The following is a 15675-nucleotide window of genomic DNA, read 5'->3' as shown; positions in this document are numbered from 1 at the left end:
TCAATCTTGCTCTCTGCAGCCCAAAGCGCCAGCAGGGATCCTCATTTCTTGGCGGCAACGTTGGATCAGATCTCCCGACACCCCCACCAACCGTCCTAGCCATTCGTCCGGCACAGAAGCAAGCAACGCCGGCCCAAACTGCTGACGCTCCAAAAAAGTGGCAGGGGCCTGCAGATACACTTGGCCAAAAGGACTCCGTCCCGCTTACGCGATCGGCAAAACCGCTCGGCAATCGCGATCGATGGCCAGGCCAACGGCTGCACCAAACTCCAGCAGCTCGACAATATGAGCTTTCTCCAGCAACAGCCCATGGGATCCCATTCCCTTAACCAGCCAAACCTGACCGCTGCGTACCTGCTCCAGAAGGGTAGAGGGATCCCGAAGCCTAGCCCAGAGTGGCGGTTCAACCTGCTTTCCAGGGCACGTCTGACCCGTACAGCCCAGTGAGTCAGAGCCGTTGATGGGTGTGGGGGTGCTGTTTGATGTTGTCGGCATCCTTCACCTCCACAACCGCGTTGAGGATCCGCCGGGGCTCAACGCTGTGATTGAGCTTAAACACCCCCCGCTCTGGAGTGCAGGTTTGGTGCAGGGGGATATGGCGAAACTGGGGCTTGCTGCGATAGGTGCGGGCCGCTGCCTGCACCCGTTCCACGAAGTCTTCTCCCAACAACACCCCTGGCGGGAAAACATCGGCAGGCAAAGTTGGGATCCCGTTGTTCACGATCTCGGCGTAGGTTGTGGCGTAGAGGAGAACATAGGAAGTGCTGCGGCGTTCTTGGGCTAGGCAGTCCAAATCGGCAGCAGGCACCGGCTCGGCCACCAAAACCTCTACCAGGCGACCTTCCTGATCCTGCTGGAAGCAAGTGGCCACTCCCAGCACCACGTACTCCAGTCCTTGCACTGGGCTGGAGCCAAGGTGAGTTTGAGCAGTATCCGACATCGATGCCGATCTCCAAGCGGGGGAGCGAACTTTCACGGCTCCGGCAAGCGCCAAGATCCCTCAAGCCGGGCGCAGTTCTCACCATAGCAACAATTTTTGCATCGGGCAGCGGGAGCTGTTGCAAGATAGAAGGCGGATCCCAGCCCAGCTCTCTGTGAAGGATGACAGGGGCAGCATTTGGCTAAAGGGATCCAAACTTTGCTTTACTGTAGCGAAGCGGGGTCAGTACTGCCCGAGGGGAGCAAGGGGTTGGGTTCCAGGCACCTTTGGCAACCCTTGATTCATCATTATTGATTCATCATTATCTAGGAAATACTTGCTCTAAGGATCCGACCATGGCGGATGGCGAATACAGACCAGGCTTGGAAGGCGTTCCGGCCACACGCTCCAACATTAGTTTTGTGGATGGCCAGGCGGGGATCCTGGAATATCGGGGCATCCCCATCGAGGAATTAACCGCCCACAGTACCTTTCTGGAGACAGCCTACTTGCTGATCTTTGGCAAGCTGCCGACCCAGTCGGAGCTGGACAATTTTGACCAGGCGATCCGCAGTCATCGACGGGTGAAATACCGCATCCGCGACATGATCAAGTCGTTTCCGGAGTCGGGCCACCCGATGGATGCTCTGCAAACCTGTGTGGCGGGCTTGGGGCTGTTTTACCCGCTGCGGGAGATGGATCCCGACTATGTGTTCGGCACCGTCACCCGCTTGCTCTCCAAGCTGCCGACCATGGTGGCCATGTTCCACCAGATGCGACAGGGCAACGATCCCATTCCCCCGGACGATAGTCTGGATCACGCTTCCAACTTTCTGTACATGCTCTCGGGCAAGAAGCCGGATCCCTGGTTGGCCCGCATTTTTGACATCTGCCTGATCCTGCACGCCGAGCACACGGTCAATGCCTCTACGTTTGCCCTTCTGGTGAGCGCTTCCACGCTGGCTAACCCCTACAGCAGCCTGGCCACGGCGGTGGGTACCCTTTCGGGGCTGTTGCACGGGGGGGCCAACCAACAGGTGATGATGCTGCTGCGGCAAATTGGCTCGGTGGAAAATGTGCGCTCGTTTATCGAGGAGAAACTGGCCAAAAAACAGCGCATCATGGGCATGGGGCACCGAGTCTACAAGGTGAAGGATCCGCGGGCCACTATCCTGCAGCGGCTGGCCGAAGAGCTATTTGAGCGCTACGGCCACGACAAGTACTACGACATTGCCCTGGAGGTGGAGCGGGTGTGTGAGGAGTTGCTAGGGCCGAAGGGGATCTACCCGAATGTGGACTTCTACTCAGGGTTGGTCTACGCCAAGCTGGGGATCCCAGAAGATTTGTTTACACCGGTGTTTGCCATTGCCCGAGCGGCGGGTTGGCTGGCCCATTGGCGGGAGCAGTTGTCCGATAATCGGCTTTTCCGACCCACCCAGGTGTACACAGGTGAACGCCAGCAACGCTACATCCCTATAGAAGAGCGGGGTTGAGAGCCGTTTGACAGGGCGCTGGGCCGGGATCCAAACTCAGTAAGGCCCAAATTGTGCGTGAGGCGGTGTGTTGAGCCTTTTAGACTCTCCCCTTTGGCGAGACGGGTTCACCCTGTTTCTGAGCATTGTGGTGCAGGCAATGCCATTTTTGCTGCTGGGGGTGTTTCTATCGGGGCTGCTGGCGGTGTTTGTGGAGGGATCCCAGTTGGCCCGTTTCCTGCCCAAAGGCAAAATCGGCAGCGCGGTGGCCGGTGGCGCTTTAGGATTCTTTTTCCCGGTGTGCGAGTGCGGCAACCTGCCGGTGGCCCGTCAACTGGTGATCAAAGGGATCCCACCCCACGTGGCGGTGGCTTTTTTATTGGCGGCGCCGGTGTTTAACCCGGTGGTGATCTTTTCCACTTGGATTGCCTTTCGCTCCATGCCGGAGCTGGTGATCTACCGAGTTCTCTTTTCCTTCGGCATTGCGGTTGTCGTCGGCTTGATCTTCAGCCTGCAAAAGGATTTCCAGCCTCTATTGCAGCCGTCAGTCTGGCGGGAGCTGCAGCGCAATTGCTCCCAAGAAGCTGATCCGAAGAACATCTCCCGCTCGCCGTTGTTGCAGGGGGGCACCTTCTGGATTGGATCCCAGAGCCCTGCTCAAGGGGCCTCTGGCGGATCCCTGGCCACTTTACAAACGGCTGAAGATGTGTATCGCTCTGCTCTGGCCGCTGCGCCTTCTCCCTCCAGGGGACAAAAAGGAGTTCTCCTGCTGCAGACCTGGGCCAGGGAGATCCGCGAATTGGGATCCGTGCTCATCTTGGGCTCGGCGATGGCGGCCCTGATTCAAACGGTGATCCCGCGTTCGTTTGTGCTGGATTATGGCCAAGATGCATTGCTCTCAATCCTGATCATGATGGCCCTGGCCGGGATCATCTCCATCTGCTCGACGGTGGATGCCTTTTTCGCCCTCTCCTTTGCCGCCACCTTCACGCCGGGATCCCTGTTGGCTTTTATGGTGTTTGGGCCGATAGTAGACTTGAAAGCCATAGGCTTGATGCTCACTCTGTTCAAGCCCCGCGCCATTTTCTACTTCGTGATCTTGGTCTTTCAGCTTACTCTGGTGGGAGCTTTAGCCATCAACTACTATGGCAGTTAAAGCATTTGTTTGAACCTTTCTCCACAGTGACACCCTCTCCATCCACTCTCCGTCAAATATTCGTCAAATATAGTTGCTTCAGTTTAGGGTAAGATGCCTGGGCTCCTGATCGCGCCAGCGGGACGGAGTCCTTGAAAAGCCTTCCGGCTCGGTGCACTTTAAGTGTGGGTGCAGTGTCCTGCTTTAAATCGAAATGACTATAGAAAGAGTTGCCTGGATAAGGTTTGTCACCAGAGGACTCTGCTCCCAGACGGTTGAGAACTCAGGTGTTACAGGTTTTATTGTAGTAAACTCAAGAAGGACGTAGTCTGGATTTCATAATTATCGCGACCCTATTTTTCAGCAGGACAAAGCTATGAGCAATCTATACTCGACAGACTTTAACTTGTGGATTGACCGAACAACCCGGCTATTGCGGGAAAGGCGCTGGCATGAAATTGACCTAACACACTTAATTGAAGAGGTTGAGAATTTGGGTAAGAGCGAACGACGAGGGATTACCAGTCAATTAACTCGCCTTCTGCTGCATCTACTCAAGTGGCAATATCAACCTCAGCGCCGTTCAGATAGCTGGCTAGATTCCATTACAGATGCGCGAACCCAAATCGGATTGGCCATAGAAGATAGCCCTAGCCTAAAAGGTTATCTGGTAGAGCAACTTGAAGAGAGTTATCAACGGGCGCGCCGCCAAGCAGCCAGGCAAACGGGGATAGAAATCTCGACATTTCCAGATGTCTGTCCCTACTCTCCAGAGTTGGTGCTGGCAGAGGACTGGCTGCCGGAAGTTTGACAGTCGACACCACAAAGCATTTAACAGTGGACAGCATTTCCCACAGCACCGACCCCACAGTTCTGGCCTGGTCTTGCCTCACACAGGCAGTCGATTATGCATTAAATACCGACAACATAGATAGACTGAGGCCAATTGCCGCGCTTCCTCAAGCAGAGGCTTGCTTCTGCCAGGTGCGCATCTTGCCCGGATTGAGCAGGCCATAGGGATCCACTTCTTCTTTAAAACGAATCTGGCGGGGATCCATCACTTTGCGCCCGCCGTCTTCGATGATGAAAGTGTGGGGGTTGGCAATAAATACTCCCTGCTCTTCGTGGTAGCGCATGATCTCGTTTAGACGCTCTTCGGTGGTAAAGCGGACAATTTGCAGGCCGACGGGGGTAGCTTGCCCGTTGATGCGAATCCACTCCAGGTGCATCAGCACTTCGTCGCCAAAATACTCGTACATGTGCTGCACCAGCTTCAGCTCCCGATCGGCGGGAAAAGCCGATTGTAAATAAGTCAGGCTGGGATCCACGCTGCGGCAGTGCAAGGTGGTGTGATTCCAAGAAAATTCCCCCAGCGAGATCCCCTTGCTGGCCTCCTGGGCCGTTTTGTTGTAAACCACTTGGCCCCCATGTTCCCGGACAAGCTCCAACAGCGGCTCCAGGCTGCATTCGGCCACCATCAACAGGGCCACAGCGGATCCTTCTGGCAAATGACCCCGCAGCGGTGCAAAGTAGCTGGGGATCGGCCAAGCGTGCAGGCTGACCAATTTCTTGAGGATCCCATCGGCATCTCCCAGGGCTTGGCCAAAATGGGCACAGGGCATAAAGCCCACTTCAGGGGGAAAGGCCACCACCAGCTCCGCCCAAGGATAAGCAGGCGCCAGCGGGATCTCCACTTCGGTGATGATCCCATTCAGGCCCCAGGCATGGCTCACTTGGAACACCTCGTCTCCCCGCAGCTCCAGCACCCGCGGCTCTTCCTCCAGGGTGACCACCCGCAAACCCAAGATGTTGCCGCGATCCCGCAGTTGGCCGTAGGTCACAGAGCCAATGCCGCCGCTGCCGCCGGCAATGAACCCCCCGATGGTGGCCGTGCGATAGGTGGAAGGAGCCATGCGGATCTCCCAGCCCATCTCCCGGGTGTGTTTGTCGATGGCCATCAACTTGGCCCCCGCCTGCACCCGCGCCAAGCCCGGCTTTGCCCAAAGCACCTGGTTGAGCTTGCCCATGTCCAGGATCACACCCCCGGCCAGCGGGATACATTGGCCGTAATTACCGGTACCGGCACCGCGCACCGTAACCGGGATCCGCAGCTTGGCACAGGCCGCCGCCACCCGCATCACCTCGGCCTCATCGGCGGGGCGCACCACCACATCTCCCCGCTTGTCGCTCAGTTGTCGGCTCAGCACGGGGCTGTAGTGGTAAAAATCCAACGACAACTTGGCCACCTGAGCCGGATCAGTGATGATCTCAATACCCTCTAAGTCAGAACGCAAAGCCTGCAGCTTGTCAGGAGCGGCAACGATCATAGGTATCCGTATTTGGGTGCAACGGTTCTTCAGACTCCATCATCGGCAGAAATTGCCTGCAAAAGGGTTTGCCGAGAACAGTATGGGAAGGATCCCTGTCCGGCCAGGTCGATTAGCCGAAGCGGCCCTCCACATAATCTCTTGTGGCTTGCTTGGTGGGGCTGTTGAAGATGACTTCAGTTCTGTCAAATTCAATCAGCTCGCCCACACGGTTGGATCCCGACACCTCCACGCTGAAGAAAGCCGTCATATCCGAGACGCGGCCGGCCTGCTGCATGTTGTGGGTGACAATGATGATGGTATATTCCTCCTCCAGCTCCTTCATCAGCTCCTCAATGCGGCGGGTGGAAATGGGATCCAACGCCGAACAGGGCTCATCCATCAAAATCACATCCGGCTTCACCGCTAGAGCCCGGGCAATACACAGGCGCTGCTGCTGCCCTCCCGACAGCGACTGACCATTTTCTTTCAACTTGTCTTTGACTTCATCCCAGAGGGCAGCCCGTTTCAGCGAGGTTTCCACCACCTCGTCCAAGTCCACCTTCATCCCCAGCACCCGCGGGCCGTAGGCCACGTTGTCGTAAATGCTTTTGGGGAAGGGATTGGGTTTTTGGAAGACCATGCCGATACGCCGCCGCACCGCCACCGGATCGACCTCTTTGGCGTAGAGATCCTTGCCGTGGTAGGTGAGCTTGCCCTCTACACGAGCACCGGGGATCAAATCGTTGGTGCGGTTGAAGCAACGTAGGATCGTGCTTTTGCCACAGCCGGAAGGGCCGATAAACGCAGTAATCTGTCGGGCTGGGATGTCCAGAGTAACATTTTTTACCGCCAGATTGGAGCCATAGTAGACATTCAGGTTCTCGGTCCTGAAAACGTAAGAGGTCTGGTTAAGAGATTGAGTTTGCATGGCAGCACTCACAAAAAGAGCTAGAGTTCGACGAAGAGTTCGATTCAAGACTTTGTTGAGAATCCTCAGGCTATTTCCTGGTCTTGTACACCAAAAAGCGAGCGGTCAAGCTGGCCGCCAAAACAATGGCTAACAAAACCAAAGCGCCCGCCCAAGCCAGCTGCTGCTGCACCCTGTAGGGAATGATGGAGAAAAAGTAGACCATCACCGGCAAGGTAGCCACCGGGCCAAAGAGATCAGTAGACCAGAAATTGTTGTTGAAGGCGGTAAAGAGCAGAGGTGCAGCCTCGCCTGCCGCTCGGGCCAAAGCCAGGATTAGCCCGGTTACGATGGCCGGTGCCGCTGCCGGCAAAACAACGCGCATTGTGGTCTGAAAGCGATTTGAGCCCAGGCCAAGGGAAGCCAAGCGCATGTCGGGCGAAACCAGCAGCAACGCCTCCTCGGTGGAGCGGATGACAATCGGCAGCATCAGCACGCCAAAAGCCACCCCTCCCGAGAAAGCCGAAAAGCCGGATCCCCTCACCACCACAGCATAGGCAAACAGGCCGCAGAGAATGGCCGGTACCCCCGTGAGCACATTGCAGGAAAACTTAACCAGATAAGCCAAGCGGGTGCCGCGACCAAATTCGGACAAGTACACTGCCGCCAAGATGCCGAAGGGAAAGCTCAAAGCCGCCCCCGTAGCCAGCACCATTAAACTGCCGACAATTGCGTGACCAAAGCCCCCTTCCGCCAGGCCAGGGGCAGGGTAGCGGGTCTGGGTGAGGACATCCCAATTTATCCGCTGGATGCCTTCCTTGCCCACATCCCACAGCACCCAAGATAGGGAAGCTATGATCACCGCCACAAAGAGGCCACTCAGCAGGGTTAGGACAATGCCTGTGTAATTGCGGACAGGGGCAATGGCGGCACGAGTAATGTCGATGTCAACCTTCTCAGGGGCAAGCTGTGCTGAGTCGGACATGATAACAGTGCTCCTTCATCTTCTTTCTGCTTCCCAAGTTACTGCTCCAAGTTTTGAAACTTGCGGATGATGATCTCGGCAACGATGTTGACCAATAACGTCAGCACCATCAGCACCACGCCGGCATACATGAGAGCCGAAACCTGCAAGCGTCCTGCCTCCCCAAACTGAGAAGCAATCAAGGCGGTAATGGTGGATCCCGGCTGCATTAGGGAGATATTGATGCGGTTGGCGTTGCCAGAAAGCATGGCCGCTACCATGGTCTCTCCCAAAGCCCGTCCCAGCGCCAGCATGATCGAGCTGACGATACCCGACAGGCCGGCAGGGATCATCACCGTTAAGATGGTCTCCCAGCGGGTTGCCCCCAGAGCCAAAGCCCCCTCTTTTAGGCTGCGTGGCAGAGATTCAAAGGTACTGCGGGTAATGGAGATGATGATGGGAGAGATCATGATCCCCAGCACCATAGCCACTATCAACAAGCTGGGCCCCCGCGGAGCCGGGCCACCCAAGAAAGGGATCCAACCCAGCGTCTGGTTAATGGCTCGAAAGATGGGCCGCACTGCTGGAATCAGCACAAAGATCCCCCACAGCCCCAGCACCACACTGGGAATGGCCACGATCAGCTCAATGGCAAAGCCAATCGGCGCCGTTACCCACTTGGGGGCAAAACCTTCCGTCAAAAAAATGGCAGTGCCAATGCCCAGAGGGATGGCAAAAATCAAAGCCACCAGAGAGGTTACCAAACTGCCATAAATCTGTGGTAGCACCCCGTAGATGTTTTCCACCGGGTTCCAGCGGGCAGTAACCAGGAAGCCCAAGCCAAACTGCTGGATCGCCGGCAGAGCCGCTTCGGTGGTTTGAAGAATCACCCAGATGAGGATAATGCCGGCAAACCCCGCCAAGGCCAGCGTCAGGCGGACAAAACCCACATCAACAGCCCGGGACGGGCTTGCCTTTTTCTCAATGTCAACATCGATATCCGGGTTTGGTGGTGAACCATAACCCGTAGCCGCTGAAGTCATAGCCTCTCTCCCATGATCATCTTCGGTTCAAAACTTTCCTAAAAATCCCACCGTGCAAGGTAAGCCCAGCAGCCGACCGAGAAAGCCTCATCTGTCTCCTCAGCCGGCCACCAGCTCCACTCTAGTGGAGTTCAGGCTGCACCCCGGTCATCGCACCGCATTGGGGTTAACGGTGATGGCATCCAGCTCGGCAAAGATCCGTTGGATAGCCGCCTCAGGCATGGGGATGTAGTCCAGCTCGCGGGTAATGGCCTGACCTTCCGGCCCCTGGGTCCACTTCAGAGCCTCCACCAGCTTGGTCAATTTCTCCTGGTCGGGATACTCGCGGTACAGCATCACCCAGAACAAGCCCACGATTGGGTAGTCATTTGGCCCTTCAGGGTCGGGCACCAACAGCGCAAAGTCATCAGGAATGGGAGCATCAAGCGCCGAGGTAGCTGCCTCAGTCGAGAACTTAACAATGTTGCCCGCTTTGTTTTCCAAGCGAGCAGTGGCCATCTTTTCCAGCTTGGCATAGGACTGGTTCACGTAGCCAATCGCCCCTGGCTCCTGCTTGATGGTGGCGGCTACGCCCTCATTCCCTTGGGCTCCAATGCCAACAGGCCACTCGACAGAAGTACCAGCACCGGCTGTCCAATTAGGGCAAACAGTTCTGATGTGGTTGGTGAACACAAAGGTAGTCCCAGAACCATCAGAGCGGTGTACCCAGGTGATGTCCAGGGGTGGCAGCTTGTTTGCTATACCTGGGTTCTCGGCCTTGATGCGAATGTCGTCCCAGCGAGTGATCTCGCCGGTCACGATGCCGCAGTAGGTTTTCCGCTTCAGGATGAGCTCTCCGTCTTCAATGCCGGGCAGGTTATAGGCAAACTCGATGGCCCCTCCCGCCAGAGGCAACTGTAGGGGCTCATAGCCGTATTTAGCTCGGAAGCTTTCCAGGCGAGCACCGGAGAAAGGCGCCTCGGAAGCGCCGAAGTCCACAGTGCCATTGATCACCTGCTCTAGGCCAGCACCACTACCGACAGACTGATAGCTGACTTGCACAGTGGGGTCTACGGTGCGGTTGTAGGCGTCAAACCAACGTTGCAGCAAAGGAGCCGCAAAGGTCGCGCCCGCCCCGGAGATTTGCACGGTTTGGGCTTGAGCCGAGGTCGCTGTTAGAAATCCTACTGTTAGAGCGGTGAGGGAGAAAGCAGAAAGCAGGGTTCGCATAGGTAATATCTGTGGCGAATCAACATTTTCAACCCTATAACCTCAAAGTTAACAGAGGGATATCTAAAGGTTAACTTTGGGTTAAGTCAAGAGAAAAATCGATATTTTTTGAGTGTGCTGGCTCGTTTCCAAACCTCGATTTTCCATCTGGTGGTTTTGGCCAGTTTGGATTTCAGCAAAATCAGGATCCTGGAGCCCAGGATCCGCGAAAAGGTCTAGCTGCTGAACTTCTATCTCATTTGAAAACCAATCAAACGGACACAACTTGAATAAGAGCTAAGCTGGGACGGCTGCAAAAAAACTCGATCCAGATCCAAGATGTGTAAAATTTGAGACAAAGATGTTGCTCCCCTCTCGGCAAGCTTGGACATGATTTCAGCAGGGCGGGAAAAGCTCTGGCCAGAGCTTCTTCCGACTTTTGACAGAGAGAATTAGCTAGGAGATGGACTTCAACACTCCAGACGTGGGGCAGCTCTACATGTTCCCCGAGCAGAGAAAGATCTGGGCTCTAGGCTGGGATCCGCCCGCCCCCCATGAGGTACAGCAGGGCCATGCGCACCGCCACGCCGTGGGTGACCTGCTGCTCAATCAGGTTCAAGCCGGGATCCTCCATCACCTCGGAGCTGAGTTCCACACCGCGATTGACCGGGCCGGGGTGCAGAAGCTTGACATCCGGGTGGCACAGGCGCAGTCGTTGCCGCGTGAGGCCGAAGAAGTGATGGTACTCCTGCAAGCTGGGGAGAAGGAACTCGCCCATGCGCTCCTGTTGCAGGCGTAGGGTGATAACAAAACGCGCCCCTTCGAGGGCAGGCTCTAGCTGCCAATGGACAGGGAGCGTGTGGCCGGGCACAAAATGGGCAAAATCCTTGGGCAACAGGGTGGGAGGGCCGGCTAAGTGAACCTCAGCTCCGGCAGCCACCAAGGCATAGATATCGGAGCGGGCCACTCGCGAGTGGAGAATATCGCCGACAATGGCGATTTTGATCCCTTGCAGCAACTCCAGACGGGGACGCCGGGGATCCAGATGGCTGCAGAGGGTAAACAAGTCCAGCAGGCCTTGAGTGGGATGTTCGTGCAGGCCATCCCCAGCATTGAGAACGCCCACAGGGGATCCACGGCGGTCGATCTCGGCAGCCAACTGTTGGGGCACTCCTGCCTGGGCATGGCGAACGACTAAGAGATCGGATCCCATGGCCAGAAAGGTGCGGGCCGTATCCAAGAGCGTCTCCCCTTTGCTCAAGGAAGAGGTGCCTGGGGAAAAGTTGAGCACATCGGCCGAAAGGCGCTTGGCCGCCAGCTCAAAACTGGAACGAGTGCGGGTGGAAGGCTCGAAGAACAGCGTCACCACCACCTTCCCCTGCAGGGTGGGCACCTTGGGCAACCGCCGCGTCAACACCTCCTGGAAACTGGCGCTGGTCTGCAAAACCATCTGGTATTCTTCGGGAGTAAAATCCGCCAAGCCCAAGACGTGCTGCCGCTGCCAAACCATAGGGGATCCTCAAATGCCCAGGCGGGCAAAGATCTCGTCCAAATGGGTTAGGTGGCGCCGCGGATCAAAGCAGTCCTGCAGTTCCGCCTCGCTGAGGTGAGCCATCACCCGGGGATCCGCCAGCAGATTGGCGCGAAAGTCCCCCTGCGGCTGGTTCCAGGCGCGGTGAGCATTTTCCTGCACCAGGCGGTAAGCTTCCTCGCGGCTAAGGCCCTTCTCCACCAAGGCTAGAAGCACCTGCTGGCTGAAGATGACGCCGCCGTAGAGGTTGAGATTGCGCTCCATGTTGCCGGTGTGAACCTGCAGGTGGCGCACCAGGTCGGCCATGTTCACCAGCAGGTAGTGGCAGAGAATGGAGGCATCGGGCAGGATAACCCGCTCCACCGAGCTGTGGGAGATGTCCCGCTCATGCCAAAGGGGGATGTTTTCTAGGGCCGAGACGGCATACCCGCGCAGGAGACGGGCCAGCCCCGTCAGTTGTTCCGCCTTGATGGGGTTGCGCTTGTGGGGCATAGCAGAGGATCCCTTTTGGCCGGGGGCAAAGTATTCTTCCACCTCCAGCACGTCCGTCCGCTGCAGATTGCGGATTTCAGTAGCAAAGCGCTCTAGGGAAGAGCCAATCAAAGCCAAGGTTTGCACGTATTCAGCGTGGCGATCCCGCGAGATTACCTGTGTCGAGGCTGTATCGGGCTTCAGGCCCAGGCGAGCGCAGGCCAACTGCTCCACCTGGGGAGGCACGTTGGCGTAGGTGCCCACGGCGCCAGAGATCTTGCCCACCGCCACCACTTCCCGCAGGCGAGCTAGGCGCTCTTGGTGGCGCAGGCACTCGGCCAGCCACCCTGCCAGCTTAAAGCCAAAGGTAATCGGCTCGGCGTGAACACCGTGGGTGCGGCCGATCATGAGGGTGTAGCGGTGCTGCCGAGCTTGGTCGCGGATAGCAGCGATGAGGTCGGCCAGGCGAGCTTGCAAGATCTCCACCGAGGCCACAAGCCGCACGGCCAGAGCGGTATCCAACACGTCCGAGCTGGTCAGGCCCAGGTGGATGTAGCGCCCTGCCTCGCCCACGTGCTCGTTGAGGTTGGTTAAGAAGGCAATAACATCGTGCTTCACTTCCGCCTCAATTTCCAAAACCCGCGCCGGGTCAAAGGCGGCTTTGGCTCTGATCTCCTGCAGGGCTTCTTGCGGGATCCGCCCCAGCTCCGCTTGCGCTTCACAGACAGCCAGCTCCACCTGCAGCCAGGTCTGGAGCTTGTGGGCAGTGGACCAAATCTGGCCCATTTCGGGCAGAGTGTAGCGCTCGATCAAGGTGCCTTTTCCGTCGGTACAGTAGGATGAGCTAGGCTATTTTAGCCTTTGGCGTCCCCCCTCGAGGAAAAGCCGCTGGGGGATCCCTGCGGGCTTGGCTTGCGGTGTCCAAGGAGCAGCAAGGAGTTTGCAGATGACCGTCGGAGCTGTGCCAACTCAGGGAAAAAGAGCTTGGACAGCCGAAGAATTCATGGCGTTGTCCAGGGAGGGACATCGCTACGAGATTGTTGATGGGAAGCCAATTGATATGGGAAGCGCGGGGGCACTCCATGGTTATGTCTGCAGCCTCCTATTGGCAGCTTTGACCCCCTACGTTTTGTCCAACAAGCTGGGGATCGTTTTAGATTCCAGCACTGCTTTTAAGATGAAGAGTGGAAATTGGCGCTCCCCTGACATCTCTTTTTTTGCTAAAGAACGCTTGCAGGGCATGGCTGAACTGCCCACAGGATTTTTGGAAGGCGCTCCAGATCTGGCTGTTGAAGTGCTTTCCCCCCGCAATACGGTTGAAGAAATTCATGACAAGCTGGTGGAGTACTTTGAAAATGGCAGCCGCCTGGTTTGGCTGGTTCACCCCAGCGAGCACTACGTCCTGGTGTATCGCAGCTCTCAAGAGCCTGACCGCCTCCTGAAATCGGTTGATCTTCTAGAAGGTGAAGAGGTTATTCCAGGATTTGCCCTGCCGGTGGCTCATCTATTCCAGAAGCTTTCCTTGTAACATCCCCCCGCCCTCACTCTAGCCAATAGAGCTTGGGCCTCCCAACCTTGCCATTGGGCATTCCTGCCCCGCGTCACAGAACGACTTGGCAGAGGAGTCGGTATCTCGACCCTGACTTTCTCGCCAGAGCGCGGAACTTGTAGCTCCCCGCACCCCTTGCAAGTTAAGTGCAGGGGGTTGCCCCTCTCGCCGACAGTCTATATTGAACTAGTTCGGGATCCGAAGAGCATGCCTCTAACCCCCAAAACCCTGAACTTTGCTGAATTTACTGAGCTTTAGGCGGTTTGGCAAAAGTCATTGAGAGGGATATAGTAGACCAAGTTTCCCCCTGATCCTTGAGTCCACCGCAACGGTTGCCGGGAAGTGAAGGGGGAAAGCGCTCGGGGGGTATTCCTCAGGGCTTTGCGGGATACCGCCTTCCTGCTCAGAGATAGGCAGGATGCGATCGCTTCTTTCCTGAACCATGTTCAGGAGAGTTCAGCGTGAATGTATCAGGACGTCATTAGCGGTGCGGAGCACAATCAAGTGTCGATGGGGAAGGATAGCTCTGATAGGTTTCTTGGCAGCATTCCTCGCTCCTGCCCCTGCCATCTCTTTGCCTGCCTTCCCACCTCCTCCTGAGAAGACCTCGGCCCCAAACACCGCTTCCGAGTTCAACTGGCAGGGATCCCTCAAGTTGCTGCGCGGGGATCCCGTGGCTGCCCTGGCGGATCTGGATCGGGCGGTGCAGTTGGATCCCACCTATGCGCCGGCCTATGTGAACCGCAGCTACGTCTACAACCAGTTGCGCCAGCCGGAAGAAGCTCTGGCCGATGCGGAGCGGGCCATTCAGTTGAATGCAGGGATCCCAGAAGCCTACTTTAGCCGCGGGGTGGCCTATCTTCAGTTGGGGGATCGAGAAGCGGCGATGGCCGACTTTCGCCAGGCCTTGGCTCTCTTTTCCAAGAGCGGCAACTTTGCCAACCAGGCCATCCTGCAGCAACTGCTGCGCCAGTTGGGGGTGGAGTAGCCGCCCTTGGATTAAACCTAGGGCCACCTCGAAGTTGGGTAACCTGTCTGGTCTTTCCCCTCACTTGCGCTTAGGCGTCTGAGCGGTTGATTCTCCCAGCAACTTGTCAGAAAGCCGAGGCTCTCCCAACCACTCGGCCAGGGAAACTGCCTGAGCCTGCAGCCCAAAGACCTGACAGAACGACTCCACCAGCACCGGAGCTACGGCAGCCATCGTTACCTCTGGACAAAAGTGCACCAGGGATCCCACCGGGCGATCAGGGATCCCACAGGGCACGATGGCCTCGAAGGCAGCTAGATCCGGGCAGACGTTGAGGGCAAAGCCGTGGTAGGTCACCCAGCGGGAGACCTTGATGCCGATGGCCGCCACTTTGCGCCCCTCCACCCAAACCCCTGTGAGGCCAGGGATCCGCTCCCCCCGCAGGCCAAAGTGGGCCACAGTTTCAATAAGCACCTGCTCCAGTTGGCGCAGGTACCAGTGGAGATCCAGACGGTGGCGCCTGAGGTTGAGGATCGCATAACCAACCCACTGGCCTGGCCCGTGGTAAGTGACTTCGCCGCCGCGCTCTACCCGCAGGATTTCTGGCCCTTGTCCAGAGAGGAATTCTGGGCGGGCAGCTGGGGATCCTATCTGTCCAGCCAAGCTCTTGAGGAACTTGGGATCGGCTCCTGCCCCCAAGGTGTAAACCGCAGGATGGGTGAGCAGCAGTAATCCGTCCGGCAACTGGGGATCCCGGATCATATGGGCCAGTCTTGCCTGCTGCCAAGCCCAGGCAGTGCGGTAGGGCACTTCACCCGGCAGGTGAACCTGCAGAAGCGGCAGTTGCACGGGGGATCCAGAAAAGTTCACCTAGCTTACAGGTTTAGTTAACCTGCGCCCGCAACCGCTCCAACAGGGCCCGCGGCTGCAACAGCCCCTCAATGCGGTCAATCGGCTTCCCATCTTTGAAGAGGATCAGCGTTGGCACCGCTTGAATGCCCCAGCGAGCAGCGATGGTTGGGTACTTTTCGGTGTCAACCTTCACAAAAGTAACCGCATCCCCCACCTGAGGTTTTACCTGCTCCAACACTTGCGCCATAACCTGACAAGGGCCGCACCAGGAAGCATAAAAATCCACCAGGATCGGGGTTTTGGATCCCTGAATCATGTCGGCAAAACTTTTGAATTGCTGTTTGTGCGCCATAGGAAACTCCCAGAGT

Annotated in this window: 17 protein-coding genes; 5 read left to right on the top strand and 12 right to left on the bottom strand. The window is 57.0% G+C overall.

Annotation, left to right across the window (positions count from 1 at the left end; all coding sequences use genetic code 11):
* The 3 genes from ACVW0B_RS04700 to ACVW0B_RS04690 are packed head-to-tail and all read right to left on the bottom strand — an operon-like array spanning position 1 to position 940.
* Entirely contained in the window at positions 1-180 is a 180-nt protein-coding gene (locus tag ACVW0B_RS04700) for a hypothetical protein (RefSeq protein ID WP_457482287.1), read from the bottom strand.
* Positions 181-204: 24 nt separating this feature from the next.
* Positions 205-495 (bottom strand): hypothetical protein, encoded by a 291-nt coding sequence (locus ACVW0B_RS04695; protein WP_148202743.1) that lies wholly within the window; start codon positions 493-495, stop codon positions 205-207.
* Complete coding sequence (locus ACVW0B_RS04690) at positions 449-940, bottom strand: hypothetical protein (RefSeq protein WP_414341729.1); 492 nt, start codon at positions 938-940, stop codon at positions 449-451. The genes ACVW0B_RS04695 and ACVW0B_RS04690 overlap by 47 nt, the downstream gene beginning before the upstream one ends.
* 335 nt (positions 941-1275) lie before the next feature.
* Between ACVW0B_RS04690 and ACVW0B_RS04685 the strand changes: the two genes are divergently transcribed.
* The 3 genes from ACVW0B_RS04685 (at position 1276) to ACVW0B_RS04675 (ending at position 4337) form a co-directional block, all read left to right on the top strand.
* A complete protein-coding gene (locus ACVW0B_RS04685; protein ID WP_414330694.1) occupies positions 1276-2412 on the top strand; it encodes a citrate synthase in 1137 nt (378 codons plus the stop codon).
* Positions 2413-2479: 67 nt separating this feature from the next.
* Positions 2480-3547 (top strand): permease, encoded by a 1068-nt coding sequence (locus tag ACVW0B_RS04680; RefSeq protein ID WP_457394337.1) that lies wholly within the window; start codon positions 2480-2482, stop codon positions 3545-3547.
* A gap of 355 nt (positions 3548-3902) precedes the next feature.
* Entirely contained in the window at positions 3903-4337 is a 435-nt protein-coding gene (locus tag ACVW0B_RS04675; RefSeq protein ID WP_011433505.1) for a DUF29 domain-containing protein, read from the top strand.
* A 148-nt stretch (positions 4338-4485) separates the two neighbouring features.
* Here ACVW0B_RS04675 and ACVW0B_RS04670 read toward each other — a convergent pair whose 3' ends face one another.
* The 7 genes from ACVW0B_RS04670 to purB form a co-directional block, all read right to left on the bottom strand.
* Positions 4486-5853: an FAD-binding oxidoreductase gene (locus ACVW0B_RS04670; protein ID WP_457491070.1), complete on the bottom strand. Its 1368-nt coding sequence runs from the start codon at positions 5851-5853 to the stop codon at positions 4486-4488.
* 112 nt (positions 5854-5965) lie between these two features.
* Positions 5966-6763, bottom strand: coding sequence for a phosphate ABC transporter ATP-binding protein PstB (pstB, locus tag ACVW0B_RS04665; RefSeq protein ID WP_457491069.1), 798 nt, complete (start codon positions 6761-6763; stop codon positions 5966-5968).
* Between the two features lie 70 nt (positions 6764-6833).
* Positions 6834-7727 carry a phosphate ABC transporter permease PstA gene (gene pstA, locus ACVW0B_RS04660; protein WP_099813137.1) on the bottom strand — a complete coding sequence of 298 codons (894 nt, stop codon included), beginning with the start codon at positions 7725-7727 and terminating at the stop codon, positions 6834-6836.
* A 38-nt stretch (positions 7728-7765) separates the two neighbouring features.
* A complete protein-coding gene (pstC, locus tag ACVW0B_RS04655) occupies positions 7766-8749 on the bottom strand; it encodes a phosphate ABC transporter permease subunit PstC (protein WP_457491068.1) in 984 nt (327 codons plus the stop codon).
* A gap of 147 nt (positions 8750-8896) precedes the next feature.
* On the bottom strand, positions 8897-9958 hold the full coding sequence (gene pstS, locus ACVW0B_RS04650; protein ID WP_457491067.1) for a phosphate ABC transporter substrate-binding protein PstS: 1062 nt from the start codon (positions 9956-9958) through the stop codon (positions 8897-8899).
* A gap of 508 nt (positions 9959-10466) precedes the next feature.
* Positions 10467-11447, bottom strand: a complete 981-nt coding sequence (locus ACVW0B_RS04645) for an aspartate carbamoyltransferase catalytic subunit (protein ID WP_457491066.1) — start codon at positions 11445-11447, stop codon at positions 10467-10469.
* A gap of 9 nt (positions 11448-11456) precedes the next feature.
* Entirely contained in the window at positions 11457-12752 is a 1296-nt protein-coding gene (purB, locus tag ACVW0B_RS04640; protein ID WP_457491065.1) for an adenylosuccinate lyase, read from the bottom strand.
* Positions 12753-12885: 133 nt separating this feature from the next.
* Here purB and ACVW0B_RS04635 point away from each other — a divergent pair, with 133 nt between their 5' ends.
* Together ACVW0B_RS04635 and ACVW0B_RS04630 are read left to right on the top strand one after the other, a co-directional pair.
* On the top strand, positions 12886-13467 hold the full coding sequence (locus ACVW0B_RS04635; protein ID WP_011430559.1) for a Uma2 family endonuclease: 582 nt from the start codon (positions 12886-12888) through the stop codon (positions 13465-13467).
* A gap of 559 nt (positions 13468-14026) precedes the next feature.
* The gene (locus ACVW0B_RS04630; protein WP_457491064.1) at positions 14027-14476 is read left to right on the top strand and encodes a tetratricopeptide repeat protein; all 450 of its coding nucleotides are present in this window, start codon (positions 14027-14029) and stop codon (positions 14474-14476) included.
* 60 nt (positions 14477-14536) lie between these two features.
* Here the strand turns inward: ACVW0B_RS04630 and lipB are convergent, their stop codons facing one another.
* The gene (gene lipB / locus ACVW0B_RS04625; protein ID WP_457491063.1) at positions 14537-15325 is read right to left on the bottom strand and encodes a lipoyl(octanoyl) transferase LipB; all 789 of its coding nucleotides are present in this window, start codon (positions 15323-15325) and stop codon (positions 14537-14539) included.
* A gap of 13 nt (positions 15326-15338) precedes the next feature.
* Entirely contained in the window at positions 15339-15659 is a 321-nt protein-coding gene (gene trxA / locus ACVW0B_RS04620; RefSeq protein WP_011433516.1) for a thioredoxin, read from the bottom strand.
* Positions 15660-15675: the final 16 nt, after the last annotated feature.

The sequence above is a fragment of the Thermostichus sp. MS-CIW-23 genome, from assembly GCF_054059455.1.
The sequence above is the reverse complement of the archived record's forward strand: the minus strand, read 5'-3'. Positions and strand labels throughout refer to the sequence as shown.